Genomic DNA, 14,671 nt, shown 5'->3' on the forward strand with positions numbered 1-14,671 from the left:
TCGGACGCGGGTTGCGTCGGTTCAAACAGCTGATCGGAAGGCTGAGAAGGGCCCGGCTCTCCGGTGTCACCGCCGGTGCCGGCATGCCCTGAGCCGAGGTCGGACCATGCGTCTCGGAAGTCGTTCCATTCAGCAGAGTTGCTGCCGCCGTAAGCGCCACTAGTTCCCACTGACCTGCTCCAACTCCTCGCGCGCGGCGGTCTGCGTCGACGGGTGCAGTGTGGTGTCCTGAGCGGCACGTCTCACGAGCTGCATGAGGGTAGATCGCCTGCTTGTCGCGAGTTCGACGACCGCACCTGGAGTAAGTCGTGATCCCCAGCAGTGTGCTTCAACTCCGGCTGCCACATCCTGCTCCAGTGCGGGCGTCTTCCCGACCCAAAGCACTGCGCCGCGGACCACTGCTTCGCCGTCATCCAGGCGCTTGGCCGTGGCGAACAGAACATCGAGAGCTGCCCGTTGCTCGTCTTCCCCGCGCTCGCTGAGAGCGTCGGCGGCCACGTTCCGCGCAGCATCACTCTCGCCGAGCAGATCGTTGATCAGCGCCAGCACCTCGTCGGAGACCTGAGCGCCCATACTCACGTTGATCAGGCTCGCAGCGAGGGTGAGATACGGGTCAAGGTTCTCGCTTCGCAGTGACGGAGGGGCAGCGGCCCATTCCTTCGTCGCTTCGTCGATGCCCTCTGGGAGGGTCGCGTCCTCGCCCTCCTCACCGGAGGGGTTCGCCCACGCCTCCCACCGGGCCACGATGGACTTGCGCTCTTGAACCGACGCTCCCGCCAACGCGTTGAAGGACGTGCGGTGAAGTTCTTCGAGCAGCAGCATCTTGATCATCACGGCCGGGGGGATCGTGACGCCGCGAGCGCGGGCGATCGACTCGCGAACGCCAAACGCGTTGAGGAAACGCTTGATCTGGCGCGGGTTCGACCGCCGATCCGCGCTGAGCCCTTCGGCAAGCTGAATCGCAAGCGCGAGGTCTTCGTCAGATGGCTTGACGGCGAGGTCGTCGAAGCCATGCAGCAGTGGAGACTGGTTAGCGTTGCGTCGGGCACGGACGTGCTCCGCGAGGGCCTGCAGGTCCGACTCCTCCATCGAACGGCCAGCGATCAGGAGGCCGATGTAGGCCTCCGCATCGGCGGCGGACAGACGCGGTAGTGCAATCGGGAGCTGAACGATCTTCTCCAAGTAGCGCTGGGCGAAGATGTCGCCGCGGCGAGCGCCATCCAGGCTCACCGAGATAGCTTCTCGGACCATGTCCTGGTCCGCTGCCAGGACGAAGACCATCTTCTCGGTCGAGAGGAAGAGCTTGATCGCCTCCAATGTAGCGGTCACCGCATCCGGCAAACATCGATCGAGGTCGTCGACCAAGACCAGGACACGCTCAACGTTCGGTATGAGCGCGAGCAGCTCCTTGTAGGCGTCGTTGAAGCTGGCCATCGAGTCCGGCCCGCCCGGGTCCTTGGGCTGGAAGATGTCCGCGATCTGTTGCGGGTCGACCTGGAAGGTCAGCGCGCCCTTGGCGATGGCGACCGCGGCTCGGCTCCAACTGATGCGTCCGAGCAGTTCCTTCGCCTTGTCGGCCACCTTGGCCCTGATGCCTGGATCGGGGATCTGGCTCTCGATGCCGTGCAGAATCTCAGAGATCAGAGTGCCTTTGACATCCGCCTGGTCGTCGTAGGCCCACGGGTTGGTCGAGACGACGAAGCAGCTGTCGTCGTCCTGGAACTCGGCCTCGATCAGCTTCAGGATCGTGGACTTTCCGCCGCCCCACGGGCTCTGCACCGACAGCGTCAGCGGGTGAATGCTGCGTTCGCGGACCGCGGCGACGATCGGCTCGACCACGGCGTCGAACCCGAGGAGGTCTAGTGTGCTCGGGTTGTCGTCCCATAGCCGGATCTGTGGAAGTGTCGCCGCCATAGCCTGCCTCGCTCTCTGGCGATGGCTCGGCTGCGCGAAATCGCCTGGTGTCAGAGATTCATGTCCCCCACAAGTATCTCGACAAGTTGGCCCCCATGGGGCCACGACACGACTACGGGATGCGAGTGAGCCCGTCTTCATGGCGACGTGTGGCGTGAGCATCGGGCTGCAGCCCAAGCATGAGAACTCACCGCCTACCCCGCGAACAATCATTCGGAGCGGTCGACGGCCTCCACAGGCCAACCGTTGGCGGGTTAGAGGTGGAGGTGCCGCGTCGCTTGGGAGGCGGGGCGCCGACGCTCGTCCTGGAGGGTCGGGCGGGTCAGCGTCCGGAGCGCGGTTTCGGCGCGGGCGCGGTCGATCTTCTGCGCCGTGCCTTCGGGCTGGGCGCCGAGCGGTGTCGGATCGGTGATCTGGTACCGGTCACGGTAAGCAGCGACAACCAGGGCGCGGCGTCGCCACTGCTGCCGCTCCCGCCCAATCGCGGGTATCGGGCCGAGTGCGGTAACCCATGGCTCGTGGGTGTGGAGGGCGGCGTCGAGGACGGCTTCTGCTCGGGTTTCGATGAGGTGGCGGCGTTCGGTCAGCGCTTGCTGCATGTCGGGGGTCATGGGGCCGGTGGCTTCGGGAATCAGCCCGGCGATGAGACGCGGCGCCCGTCGTGCGCGGCCCGAGCCGGCGGGTCGGGTGGTGGCGTTCGCGAGGCGGTGGTGGATGACGGAGGCGATGTCGTCGGCGTCAGCGAACCCACGAGCCTTGATGAGGCGTGGCAGGAGTGCGTCGACGTTGTGGTGGTTGGCTTCCGCCCGGCGCAGTTCCGCAGTCAACGCGCCGAAGGCATCGGAGTCGATGACGGCTTGCGCTTGCTCGTCGGTGAGCCCTGCGCCGCGGACCAGGGTGGTCCAGCGGTCGTGTTGGGCTGCGGCGGCGATGGTTTCGTATTCGGCGGCGAGTTGGGCGATCGAGCCCCACTGGTCTTGCTCGGCGGTGATGGTCTCGTGCGCGGACAGCTCAGCACCGCTGTGTTGGAGCACGCCGTAGAGGACCGTGCGGGCGGTGGCGTCGGGATTGTCGCCCGGATGCGACGTGGCGTGATCGTCGGGACGGTCAAGGATGACGTAGGCCCGGTTCGATTCCCGTCCACGCGTCATCGCCACATACAGGTTCTCCCTGGTCGTGGTCGGTTCGACGAGGACGTGGGCGGTGTCGGTGGTGATGCCTTGGGCGCGGTGGGCGGTGACGGCGTAGCCGAGGTCGTCGTGCTCAGCCACGTAGTCGGCGGGCAGGACGATGCTGTTGCCGAACCGGGCACCGGGTGGGCGGATCGTGACCGACCCGTCGTCGCGCACGGCGGTGATGGTCCAGGTTTGGCCGTTGCGGACCCAGCCGTGCCGGTTCCGCAGCCGACGGTCGTTACGGCGGGTGATGATCGTGTCACCCACGCCCGCCATGGACCCGTCGGACAGGGTGATTTCGGGGCCGGGCTTCAGCGTGCCGTCCAGGATGAGGTCGGCACGGGCGCGGACGTTGAGGGCGGTGACGTTCTCGCGGGTTTCGGCGATCAGCATCGACACCAAACCCGCCTGGGGGTCACGGCGCCAGGCGGTGTAGGCGGCATCGGTCATGGCCTCGGCGTCACCATCATGGATGCGATCGTGTGCCAGGTAGGTGTCGATGACCGGGGTGCGGCCATGTCGCAACTCCAGGGACGCGGTCTTCTCCCAAACATGGGTGAAGCGGTGAACATCGACCAGCTCGGGGGCATCGTCGCGGTCGTGGATCAACAGGCTGAACGCACCACCGGCATCGACGGACTGGAGCTGTGCGTAGTCACCGACGAGCAGCACCTTCGCCCCCGCCTCCTCCGCTGCCTGCGTGATGCGATCCAGGAAGAGGGTGCCGGCGAGGGAGGCTTCGTCGATGATGACGAGCTGCCCGGCATGGAAGGTGGCGCCGGTGTGTTGGTGGGTGGTCCACCACTTCGCCGTGTTCTCCGTCTGAATGCCCAGATCGTCGGCCAGCACCTGCGCCGCCACCGCAGACGGGGCCAGTCCTACTACCGAGCCGGCACCATGCTCGGTCTCCCATGCCCGGCGGAGAGCGTTCATGGCCGTTGTCTTCCCAGCCCCCGCCGGCCCTACCAATACATCCACGACCCGGCCCGACACCGCAACCGACGCCAAAGCTGCAGCCTGGTCACGACCGAGCACCCGCCCCTCGGCGTCAGGGCGACCGGTGATGGCCTCGACGGTGGCGAGGTCGACACTCTGCCCGGTGGTGGCCCGGGCCCGTTGCAGGAGGCGGTCCTCTGCGGCCAGGAGGGTGTCGGAGGAGAACACCGTGGAGTGCTTCGGACGAAACACGCTGGTGCCGTCCAGGCGGCGAAACTCCACCGGACTGGTCGCGAGCTCGGGTGGGGTCAGGCGCAGGGACGCGTGTTCGGCGGCGTCGGCAACCATCGCGGTGATGGCTTCGCGGTCCTCGACGGTGGCGAACCGCCACCCCATCGTTTGGCGGGCGGCTTCGGCCATCAGGTTCCAGCGCCGCCACGTCGAACGCTTCTCACCGACCACCTCGACCACCGACCGCCCCACCTGCCCGATCAGATCCAGCGGCACATCATCAGCCCGCAACAACGTTTGCCGCTCCCCCGCCGTGATGGTGCGCGCCCACACGGTGGCGTCCCTGCCGAGCTGCTGGCTGGCGCGGGTGCGCCACTCGGCTGTTAGCTCCGCCAAGGATCGGAGCTGCTTCTCTGGGCGGGTCGCGAGTGTGGCCTGGGCGCGCAATCGGATCACGGTGGCATCGGATGGCTGCCGTCCGTGGGCCGCCACGTACTCGGCCACCAGCCGGTCCTTCTCCACCTCGATCTGCCGCGCCCGGGTGGAGAACTCCGCCACCAGCTGTTCGGGGACGTCGGTGATCGCCCACGACGGGTTCCGGTCCCGTCCCATCTCCCGCGGCTCCCAGCTCACGCCGAAGGTTCGGGTCATGTGATCGGCGAACACGGCCTCGTGCAGCTCCGACAACGCGACAACCGCGGCATGCATCGGACGCCCATCCAGACTCCGCCACTTCCCATCCAACACCGTGCTGGCCTTGTTGCTGATCACCACATGCGTATGCAAGTGCGGGTCCCCGGCACGGGAATCGAAGTGATCAAACGCCGTCGCGATCAAACCCGTGACGTCGACCTGTGCAACCGCGCCATCACCAGCAGTTGCACCGGCGCGGGTGGCTGCAACCTCGCGCTCCATGAACGCAACCACCGCAGCAACCGCCTCATGATGGGCTTGCGCAATCAACGCCTGCGTCCCCGCGTCCGCAACCGCCCACAACACCGACGCCGACTTCGGCACACTGAACGTGAAATCAAACCCCGTCACCGCACGCCGCGACCCCCGCGCAGCCTCCTCCGCCTCAATCTGCGCAACCATCCGACCCCGCTCCCCAGAGCCGAGCGACGGGTCCAGTTGCCCGACGCGATCCGCGACCCGCTCCGCCGTCGAGCTGTACACCGGATACGCCCGCCCCAACGGCACGCCCGTGACCGGATCCCGCCCCATCCCCACCAGCAGCTGAAGCTGCGCCTCCGACACCTGCGCTCCAGGGGCGAGTTCACCATGCCCCAGAGCGGTCACGCCGGAGCCAAGCCAACGTCCAGGTGGGGTGCCAGCCTCGGCGTAGTAGCGGGTCAACGGAGTCGACAACGACCGGTCACCATCACCAGCCGCCACGGTGCGCAGCAGGTACTTGTAGCCGTCCCCGGCCGACATCACCCGCATCGACACCGTCACCCAAACCACCCCTCACCTGCTCGTCACACAGGTGAGCCAGCGCCCTCCCAACCTCGATCTGCAAGACGCGTGGCAGATCTGTCGAGGTCTCTCATGAAACGAATCTCGATGATGCCGAGGCTCTGCGGCCGTGGGTTAGCTGGGATTCGTACTGGCCAGCATTGATACGGATCTCCGCGTCTTTGAGCAGAGACGGGATATTGAGTCGCTGACCGGCAGCGGGGTCACCTACGCTGGTGGGCATGTTGTTCTACGGCACTGCTTCGCTGCGTCTGCGCAGCCGCTAACAGCGGCGAGCACCCTCCACAGGTTGTTGCTCCCGCCCCGGTGATCACGGCCGGGCGGCTCTTTCAGCGTGCCCGGCTCCGCAACAACCACGGAGCAAACAGTGCCTACCTATCAAGGTGGCCGTCATGAGCACGGCCAGAACTTCCTGACTGACCCATCCACCATCGCCACGATCACACGGCTCGTGACCGCCACCAATGGTCCGATCATCGAGATCGGCCCCGGTGACGGAGCACTCACCACCCCGCTGGCCCAGCTCGGGCGACCGGTCACAGCCGTCGAGATCGACACCCGGCTCGCCCGACGCTTGGCCCAACGGCTCCCGTCGCACGTGGAGGTCGTCGCCGACGACTTCCTGACCTACCGGCTTCCCACGTCTGCGCATGTGCTCGTCGGCAACCTGCCGTTTCACCAGACCACGGCCATACTGCGCCGCATCCTGCACGCCCCGGCATGGACCGATGCCATCGTGCTCGTGCAATGGGAAGTCGCGCGGCGCAGAGCGGGTGTCGGCGGTGCCACGATGATGACGGCGCAATGGGCGCCTTGGTTCGAGTTCACGCTGCACAGTCGTGTTCCCGCTCGCGCGTTCACCCCGCGTCCGGGAGTCGACGGCGGAATCCTCACCATCCACCGTCGCGAACATCCGCTGCTGTCCCCGACACGGCGACGCCAGTTCCATGCCCTGGTCCACCGCGTCTACACCGGCCCCGGCCGCGGGCTTGCACAGATCCTCGCGCGCACCACCTCACTCGGGTCACCACAGACCACACAGGCGTGGCTGACACGCCACGGCATGACCGCTGCAGGACTCCCGAAGGACCTGCCCGTCGAGGCATGGGTGAACTTGTTCAAGACCACCGGTTCTTCACCGCCTGCACACCGTGCGCAGACGCAGCAGGTGAAGTCGAGGAGGCGCCGTCGATGACCATCGCTGCGCGGCACCAGGCCTTCCGCTACACGTCAACAGCTAGGAGTGCCACGGAGCACCGTTCCGGTGAAACATCCACAGAACTGGCAGCGCGGCTGCTCGCAGAAGCACCTCAACGGGATTGGCGGCTCCGTGACCTTGCCGCGCTGGTTCACCTCTCGGTGTCACAGCTGGGCAGAGCATTCACACAACGATTCGGGATGCCGCCCATGCGGTACCTGGCTCACATTCGGGCCCATCGGCTGGCTGAGCTCCTGGTCGAGACTGATCTTCCAATCGGCGTCGCCATGACAAAAGTCGGGTGGCGCAGCCGTGGGCATGACGCACGGCAGTTCACCGACGTCGTCGGGATCAGCCCGTCCGAATATCGGCGCACTGCGATTGGGCGCACTCTCACGGAGACCAGCCCGTGGCCATCAGCAATGCAGGGCAGCCCCGAATCAAAAGGCCCCCTCACGACAGGAGTGCCGTGATGCCGTCGGAGAGAATCTCGCGTGGGCTGATGTGGTGCGTCGCGTGGAGCCGCGCATAGGTAGGAGCTTGGTCAGGGTCAATGGTGACGCGCTTCTCGTCAGACGCCATGGGTGCGGTCAGCGAGGCGCCAATCACCAGGTTGGACAATCGGTAGGCAGTTCCCAGCGGATCCGGGGTACCCGCTTGTTCGAGCAGGACGCACATCCGCTCGGAAAGGGCCAGGTACGCCGGGCCCCTGGGAGCGCGCATACCGATGACCTGACCGGCCCACCGGTGGGTCGTGAGGTGCGCGAAGAAGGCGTGCATCAGGGCAGGCAGGTCGGCGTTGCGGATCGACTCGGACATCACGGGATCGTCTGCAAGCGCTGTGTCGAGGGCGAGGTCGAACAGATCGTCGACGGATTCGACGCGGGAGTACAGGCTGGCTGGAGCAACACCCACCTGTTGCGCCACAGATCGCAGAGTGAGGGCCCTCAACCCGCCTTCGTCCAGCAGCTTCACCGATGCCCTCGCAACCTCCACGATGTCCACTGCGCGGAGGCGTCGCACAGGTTTGCGGTGTTCCCAGTAGCTCACTCCACCAGCCTAACCAAACACGCTTCAGTTAGCTCTCCATTCGATGTTAGGTTTAGCGCATGCTGGATGCCACCACCCTTCCGATCACCTTTGAGAACACTCGCCTACGCCCCCTCTCAGAGCTGGACGCAGACACATATGCAGCCGGCACCAAGGATGAAGCTGTGCGGCGCTTCGGCCACCTGCCCGAGTCCGACTACACCCCCGAGTCCGTGCGACGGATGATCCATGACGAGGTTGCTGAGGGTCTGTCGTCCGGCACGCTGGCAGTCCTCGCACTTGCCGACGCCGAGACGGACCGGTTTGTGGGCTCCTTGGTGCTCTTCGACGTCAGCTCCGAGGCTGCCGAGGTCGGGTTCTGGATTCATCCGGATGCGCGGGGAGCAGGGCACGCTCGTCGGGGCCTGGAGTTGGCATCGCGCTTCGCACGCAACAGTGGACTGCGAACCTTGACAGCACGCACGCTCCTGGAGAACAAGGCCTCCCAGCGGTGCTTGACGAACGCAGGGTTCCGTGAGGTCGAGCGAGCCGTCGGGACCACGCCCGCAGGACAGTGCGAGGAACTATTCCATTACCGGCGCGATCTCAAGCCCACCGCCCAGTGGCCGTTGGCGACGGAGCGGCTTCGGCTCCGTCCGCATAACGCCGACGATGCCGAATGGCTTCACGAGCTGTACTCGCGACCCGACGTTGCCCGCTACCTGCTGGACGAGCCATGGACCGCGGAAGTCACCCACGACAAGCTCACCGAACGCCTAGCGAAGACTGACATCGATGGCGAGACTGGCGCGCTTGCGCTGGTCATCGAGCATGACGGCGTCCCGATCGGAGACGTCGCGTTGTGGCTCACCGATCACGAGCACCGTCAAGGCGAGATCGGGTGGGTTCTCGACCCGGCGCAAGGTGGGCAAGGTTTCGCCAGCGAAGCCGTCCGAGCAGTACTCGCCCTCGGGTTTGACCACTACCGGCTCCACCGCATCACCGCGCAGATGGATGCCCGCAACAGCGCCTCGGCAGCACTGGCTCGTCGTGTCGGGCTCCGGCTCGAAGCCCATCACGTCCAGGACTGGTTCAGCAAGGGCGAATGGACCGACACCCTCATCTTCGCGCGACTTGCCTCCGAGCACATGCGCCAATGATCGGGAGTCTGACTTTCATGCTCCCTGTACGCGGCTCCCAAATCTACCGCGCTCTGACGACGTATCGGCATATTGAAAGGCTGAGATGACTCAAGATCCCCCTGCGCCGGCCTCGCAGCGCACACGGTGGTTCGTGCTCACCGCCGTCTCTCTCGGTTTGCTGCTTGCAACGGTCGACACTTCGATTCTCTACGTGGTCGTGCCTCTTCTGACGGACGAGTTGTCGGCGAGCGTAAGTGAGTCACTGTGGATCATCAACATGTACCCCCTCGTCATGACTGGCCTACTGCTGGGCACCGGGACGCTCGGGGATAGGTTCGGACACAAGCTGGTGTTCCAGATTGGCATATGCGCGTTCGGGATAGCTTCCCTACTCGCAGCCTTCTCTCCAAACGCGTGGGTGCTGATCGTCGCGCGGGCACTACTCGCGGTGGGTGCAGCACTGATGCTGCCCGCGACACTCGCGATCATCCGGTTCACGTTCGAGGACGAGGATGAGCGCAACGTGGCCATCGCTGTTTGGTCGAGTGTCTCGATCGGTGGCATTGCCTTCGGTCCGCTCGTGGGAGGCCTGCTCCTGGAGTGGTTCTGGTGGGGCTCGGTCTTCCTCATCAATGTTCCCTTTGCCCTCGTGACTTTCTTGTTGGCGGCCATGTAAGCGCCAGCGGCTCGCGCATCGGCGAGAACGTCCTGGGACTTGCTGTCTTCTGTGCTGGCTCTCGTTGGGTTGACTGGCCTAGTCGCAGCGATCAAGCAGGGTGCCGTATCGGCCCCCTCCGGTGCGTTCATTACAGGGGCACTTGCGACGAGTTTCGTCTGCTTCTGGTGGTTCGCACGGCGCCAGCGGAGACTCCCAACACCGCTCCTGGATTTCTCGGTCTTCCGCAGCCGATCGGTCGTTGCCGGTGTCTTGGCAGCAGGGCTGGCCACATTCGTCTTTGCCGGAGTTGGGGCGGTGACTTCTCAGCACTTCCAGCTGGTTCGTGGATTCTCACCCCTGCAGAGCGGACTCCTGATGGCCGCGATCGCGGCGGGCGCGACGGTGACCTCCCTCCTTGCGGGTTCAGTGCTTTCCCGAGTCGGGCCGCGTCGCCTGCTCGGCGCTGGCTGTGTTGTTGCGGGCGGGGGTTATGCACTGGCAACCCTGGTTCTGGAGGCGAACTTGTGGATGTTCGCGGTCAGCCTGTTCCTCGCGGGCACAGGAATTGGAGTCCTGATCACAGTGGCTTCCTCCACGATCATTTCCAACGTGTCTGCTGATCGGGCCGGGATGGCCTCCGGAGTCGAGGAAGTGTCATACGAGTTCGGCAGCCTGATCTCCGTCACGTTGCTAGGCAGCATCTACGCGGCGTTCATGGCCCGTGAACCCTCCTGCGGGACTGAGGGGTACCAGGTTTCGCTGGCGCTCTCAGCGGCTGCATGCCTTGTCGGGTTCATGGGCATCGTTCTCCTCTTGCGCAGTGATCGAGCCCTGTCGCGCTAAGCACTCGACCTCCACGCGGATGGGTCTTCGGAGGCTCCCATGAGTCGCAACCGCATGGGGTCTCTACGTCAAGTGGCGGAACCTGACCCTGCTGAGATTGCTGCATCACTACTCAACGACCGGCCGGAAGTGCAATGGACTCTGGAGTCACTGGCAAGAGAGGTGCACATTTCGCCGTCTCAGTTGGGTAGAGTTTTCGCGCGGCGGTACGGGATCAGCCCGATGAAGTACCTGACGCGGGTTCGCTGGGTCCAGCTCGCGACACTGCTCGCGCGCAGCCGACGTCCTGTCGGTGAACTGATGCACGAGGTGGGATGGCGCAGCCGAGGCAATGCTGCGCGACAATTTCGACGCATCACTGGCCTCCTTCCTACTGAGTACCGTGACCAGTCTCAGCAACGCGCTCGGCCCGTCACACCACTCACTGATGGGCACGCCAAGTGCCCGCACTGTGGTCAAGAAGTCGAGATCGCTTCAGTGTTGATGATTCCAAACGCAGCTTCCTTGTGACGATTCTGCTCATCTTTGGAAGTGAAGCGCCCTGGGTTCCGTTCCGAGTCTCAGCAAGGAGAATCGGAGTATGCCCAAGAAGTTCAGTCCGGAGCTGCGTGACCGTGCCGTGCGCATGGTCTACGACCACCAGGCACTCGAAGGTGGCCCACGATCGGAGTCGATCCGAGCTGTCGCGCCCCAACTCGGCGTTGGCATGGAGACGCTGAGGATCTGGTGCAACCGCTACGGGCCAGCCGAGCCCTCGGCCGGCCCCGCGGAGTCTCTCGAGGAGGAGAACCGCAGACTGCGTCGAGAGCTCGCCGAGTCCCGGCGGGCCAACGAGATCCTCAAGGCCGCCGCCGTGTTTTTCGCCAGGGAACTCGACCACCCCACGACGAAATGATCGCCTTCATCGATAGGCATCGCGATCACTTCGGGGTCGAGGCCATCTGCCGCGTCCTGGGCGCGACGGAACGTGGGTTCCTCACCTCTCGCGGCTACCGTGCCGCGAAGCAGCGCCCGGCATCGGCCAGAGCGGTCCGTGACGAGGTGCTCGTCGAAGAGATCCGTCGGATTCATGCCGAGAACTACGGCGTCTACGGGTATCGGAAGATGCATCACGCGATGCGCCGTGCCGGATGGGAAGTCGGCCGCGACCAGACCGCTCGGCTGATGAAAGCTGCTGGTCTGTGCGGGATACGCCGTGGTCGAAAGGTGTTCACGACGAGCCCTGCTGGTGGCCTGGACCGTCGTCCTGATCTGGTCGAGCGGAACTTCACGGCTGCCGGACCGAATCAGCTCTGGGTCGCTGACATCACCTACGTCCGGATCCCGTCCGGGTTCTGCTACACCGCGTTCATCACAGACGTTTTCACGCGAAGGATCGTCGGCTGGGCAGTGGCCACCAGCCTCCGCACTGAGGCACTGCCACTGCAGGCTCTCGAGCAGGCTCTCCAGACCTCCCCGGCAGAAGCGTCTCGGACTGGGCTGATCCATCACAGCGATAGGGGCAGCAACTACGTCTCGCTGGCCTACTCCGATGCGCTGATCACCGCCGGAGTCCAGGCCTCGGTCGGATCCGTCGGAGACAGCTACGACAACGCCCTGGCTGAGACCGTCAACGGCCTCTACAAAGCCGAGCTCATCCACCGACGCCGCACCTGGCCCTCAGCGACCGCCGTCGAGATCGCCACTCTGGACTGGGTCACCTGGTGGAACACGAAGCGCCTGCACGAAGCACTCGACTATCGCACCCCGGCCGAAGTCGAAGCGTCCTACACTCACCCCACGACGACCGCGCCCGCGACCGTCTAACCACGGAACGAAACCCAGGGCGCTTCACTGGCAAAGTGCCTGAGCGTCGCGACTACCCAGGTGGAACACGTTGCCGGCTTGCACTCCATTGGACTTGGTCATCTTGAACTGCTGGATCCAAAGATCCTTGATGTGGTCGGCTTCCCGTGCGACCAAGAGTTTGATCTGGCTACGTCCCGCAGGTGACGCAGCTATCGGCCAAACCGCTCCATCGAACACGACCTCACTTGATTCATGGCCCTCATCGTCGAAGACCTTATACACGAATCTTGCGGGTGCACCATCGTCTTCCGACCCCGAGCGCTTCAGATCGAAACCTCGGGAAGCATACGTGTGATCGACCTTTCGCCCCTGCATCCAAGTGGTCTCGTCGGGCTCAACCTCGAACCATTCCTGGGACATGCCGCCTCCTTGCTTGCTGATAAGTATCCCACCGAGGCCGCGCAGACTCGGGACGTCCGGCGCACCTGACAGGCAGACCTTTCCTGGTTGCTTGCCCTTCCGGTCACATCCCGGTGGGCAGGCCCGTTTCGTCCTTCTGTCTGTGAGGAGCTTGTTGTGCTTGATCTGATGACTTCTGTCCTGCCCACGCTGCCGATGATGCTGCCGATGGAGGTGGACATCACGCCGAATGATGATGGGCTGCCGGGGATTGCGCAGCTGCGCAACATCGTGGGAGCGGTGATGACGATCGGGCTGATCCTGTCGGTGCTGGCTCTGATCATCTCAGCGATCGTGTGGGGGTTCGGTGCGAACTCCTCCAACCCGCACCTGGCCGGCCGCGGCAAGGTCGGCGTCCTGGTCTCCTGCGGGGCGGCGATCATCTGCGGTGCCGCGGTCACGCTGATCAACTTCTTCTGGAACGTCGGCCAGTCCATCTGAACCATCCGTGTGTCATCTCATCTGAAGGAGTGATGTGCGGTGGGGATCTGTGATCTGCCCGTCATCTCAGGTGTCTGCGAAACCGCTGGTGAGGCCGCCGCGTCGCTGGTGTCGGCCCCGTTCGACTGGCTCGCCCAGGCCATGGGCTCAGCGGCGGGCTGGTTGTTCGAGGCCGTGTGGAACGTCTTCGACGCCTCCACGCTGGTCGACATCACCAGTGACGGATACCTGTCGGTCTACAACCTGCTGTTCGGCATCGCCGTGTTCGTGATGCTGCTGTTCTTCTGCCTCCAACTCATCACCGGCCTCATCAGACGTGACCCCACCGCCCTCACCCGCGCCGCCCTCGGCCTCGCCAAATCGGTGTTGGGGTCGTTCGTGGTGATCACGCTGACTGGGCTGCTGCTGGAGGTGGTCGACCAGCTGTGTGCCGGGATCGTCCAAGCCGCCGGGGAAACCACCGAATCGATGGGCGAGAAGATCACGATCCTCGCCGGCGGACTCGCCGCGATCAACATCGCCGCCCCCGGGGTCGGGGCGATCATCACGATCTTCCTCGCCGGGCTCGCGATCACCTCCGCAGCAATCGTGTGGCTCTCTCTGCTGGTCCGCAAGGCCCTGCTGCTGGTCGCGATCGCATTCGCACCCCTGGCCCTGTCGGGCTCGTCGTGGGACGCCACGAGGGGGTGGATCAGCAAGTGGGCGATGTTCGTGGTCGCGCTGATCTGTTCCAAGCTCGTGCTGGTCGTGATGTTCCTGGTGGCGATCACCCAGGTCGCCGCCCCGATCGATGGGGACCTGTCCTCGATCAGTGACCCGCTGGCCGGGGTGGTGCTCATGGCGATGGCCGCGTTCGCCCCCTACCTGACGTACCGGTTCATCAGCTTCGTCGGGTTCGACATGTACCACGCGATCGGCGCCGAACAAGACGCCAAGAATTCCCTCAACCGCCCCATCCCGCTACCGGAACGTCAGCCGGGCAACCCCCAGCAGGTCCTCGACGGCAGTGGCGGTGACAGCAACGGTGGTGGCGGGAAGCAGCCGGCGAAACCGAGTACCCCGAACCCCTCCGCATCCCAGGGCGGAGCCGGAGCTGGCACTGGCGGAGCGGCTGGGTCTGGGACTTCCGGATCGGGGGCGGCCTCGGGTGGATCTGCTGCCGCTGCCGCGGCGGGTCCTGCGGCCGCGGCCGTGATCGGGGTACAGGTGGCCAAGGATGCCGCCATCGCGGGACCGAAAGCCGGCGCAGAACTCGGTCAGCAGGCCGAGACCGCTGCCGACGCCGCCGACCACACCCCCACCCCCAACGGAGGCGCAGGCAATGGTGGGAATACTCCGCCGGCGCCTGCACCCGGTGGAACGCCGCCACAGCAGGGCACCC

At 65.1% G+C, this 14,671-nt stretch carries 11 protein-coding genes; 7 read left to right on the forward strand and 4 right to left on the reverse strand.

Annotated elements, in window-relative coordinates:
• Positions 1-159: 159 nt before the first annotated feature.
• Both MHY20_RS09895 and mobF read right to left on the reverse strand, forming a co-directional pair.
• Entirely contained in the window at positions 160-1,914 is a 1,755-nt protein-coding gene (locus MHY20_RS09895; RefSeq protein ID WP_239376515.1) for a P-loop NTPase fold protein, read from the reverse strand.
• Between the two features lie 254 nt (positions 1,915-2,168).
• Positions 2,169-5,699 (reverse strand): MobF family relaxase, encoded by a 3,531-nt coding sequence (mobF, locus tag MHY20_RS09900; protein ID WP_239376525.1) that lies wholly within the window; start codon positions 5,697-5,699, stop codon positions 2,169-2,171.
• A 400-nt stretch (positions 5,700-6,099) separates the two neighbouring features.
• Here mobF and erm point away from each other — a divergent pair, with 400 nt between their 5' ends.
• On the forward strand, positions 6,100-6,927 hold the full coding sequence (erm, locus tag MHY20_RS09905) for a 23S ribosomal RNA methyltransferase Erm (RefSeq protein ID WP_239376526.1): 828 nt from the start codon (positions 6,100-6,102) through the stop codon (positions 6,925-6,927).
• Positions 6,928-7,383: 456 nt separating this feature from the next.
• On the opposite strand, the gene MHY20_RS09910 is transcribed toward erm, so the two are convergent.
• Complete coding sequence (locus MHY20_RS09910; protein ID WP_239376516.1) at positions 7,384-7,980, reverse strand: TetR family transcriptional regulator; 597 nt, start codon at positions 7,978-7,980, stop codon at positions 7,384-7,386.
• A 59-nt stretch (positions 7,981-8,039) separates the two neighbouring features.
• On the opposite strand from MHY20_RS09910, the gene MHY20_RS09915 reads away from it, so the two are divergent.
• The 4 genes from MHY20_RS09915 to MHY20_RS09930 all read left to right on the forward strand — a co-directional run bounded on the left by MHY20_RS09915 (position 8,040) and on the right by MHY20_RS09930 (position 12,408).
• Positions 8,040-9,119 (forward strand): GNAT family N-acetyltransferase, encoded by a 1,080-nt coding sequence (locus MHY20_RS09915; RefSeq protein ID WP_239376517.1) that lies wholly within the window; start codon positions 8,040-8,042, stop codon positions 9,117-9,119.
• Between the two features lie 133 nt (positions 9,120-9,252).
• Positions 9,253-9,777, forward strand: a complete 525-nt coding sequence (locus MHY20_RS09920) for an MFS transporter (RefSeq protein ID WP_239376519.1) — start codon at positions 9,253-9,255, stop codon at positions 9,775-9,777.
• Positions 9,778-9,828: 51 nt separating this feature from the next.
• Positions 9,829-10,602 carry an MFS transporter gene (locus MHY20_RS09925; RefSeq protein ID WP_343217754.1) on the forward strand — a complete coding sequence of 258 codons (774 nt, stop codon included), beginning with the start codon at positions 9,829-9,831 and terminating at the stop codon, positions 10,600-10,602.
• 580 nt (positions 10,603-11,182) lie between these two features.
• Positions 11,183-12,408 (forward strand): IS3 family transposase gene (locus MHY20_RS09930; protein WP_239376521.1). Its coding sequence is split into 2 segments (ribosomal slippage): positions 11,183-11,468 and positions 11,468-12,408, totalling 1,227 coding nucleotides; the frame shifts between segments, so codons are not numbered across the junction.
• 24 nt (positions 12,409-12,432) lie between these two features.
• Here MHY20_RS09930 and MHY20_RS09935 read toward each other — a convergent pair.
• Positions 12,433-12,810 carry a hypothetical protein gene (locus MHY20_RS09935; RefSeq protein ID WP_239376522.1) on the reverse strand — a complete coding sequence of 126 codons (378 nt, stop codon included), beginning with the start codon at positions 12,808-12,810 and terminating at the stop codon, positions 12,433-12,435.
• Between the two features lie 168 nt (positions 12,811-12,978).
• Here MHY20_RS09935 and MHY20_RS09940 point away from each other — a divergent pair, with 168 nt between their 5' ends.
• Together MHY20_RS09940 and MHY20_RS09945 are read left to right on the forward strand one after the other, a co-directional pair.
• Positions 12,979-13,290, forward strand: a complete 312-nt coding sequence (locus MHY20_RS09940; RefSeq protein WP_239376527.1) for a DUF6112 family protein — start codon at positions 12,979-12,981, stop codon at positions 13,288-13,290.
• Between the two features lie 39 nt (positions 13,291-13,329).
• The coding region (locus tag MHY20_RS09945) for a conjugal transfer protein TrbL (protein ID WP_239376523.1) at positions 13,330-14,671 on the forward strand (1,342 nt) is incomplete at its 3' end.

The organism is Helcobacillus sp. ACRRO (assembly GCF_022347125.1).
GTDB classification, from domain to species: Bacteria; Actinomycetota; Actinomycetes; order Actinomycetales; family Dermabacteraceae; genus Helcobacillus; species Helcobacillus massiliensis.

Bases quoted from the DNA above. Each gene is read 5' to 3' on its own strand.
- MHY20_RS09895 (WP_239376515.1), bottom strand. From the start codon at position 1,914: ATGGCGGCGACACTTCCACAGATCCGGCTATGGGACGACAACCCGAGC.
- mobF (WP_239376525.1), bottom strand. From the start codon at position 5,699: ATGCGGGTGATGTCGGCCGGGGACGGCTACAAGTACCTGCTGCGCACC.
- MHY20_RS09915 (WP_239376517.1), top strand. From the start codon at position 8,040: ATGCTGGATGCCACCACCCTTCCGATCACCTTTGAGAACACTCGCCTA.
- MHY20_RS09935 (WP_239376522.1), bottom strand. From the start codon at position 12,810: ATGTCCCAGGAATGGTTCGAGGTTGAGCCCGACGAGACCACTTGGATG.
- MHY20_RS09940 (WP_239376527.1), top strand. From the start codon at position 12,979: ATGACTTCTGTCCTGCCCACGCTGCCGATGATGCTGCCGATGGAGGTG.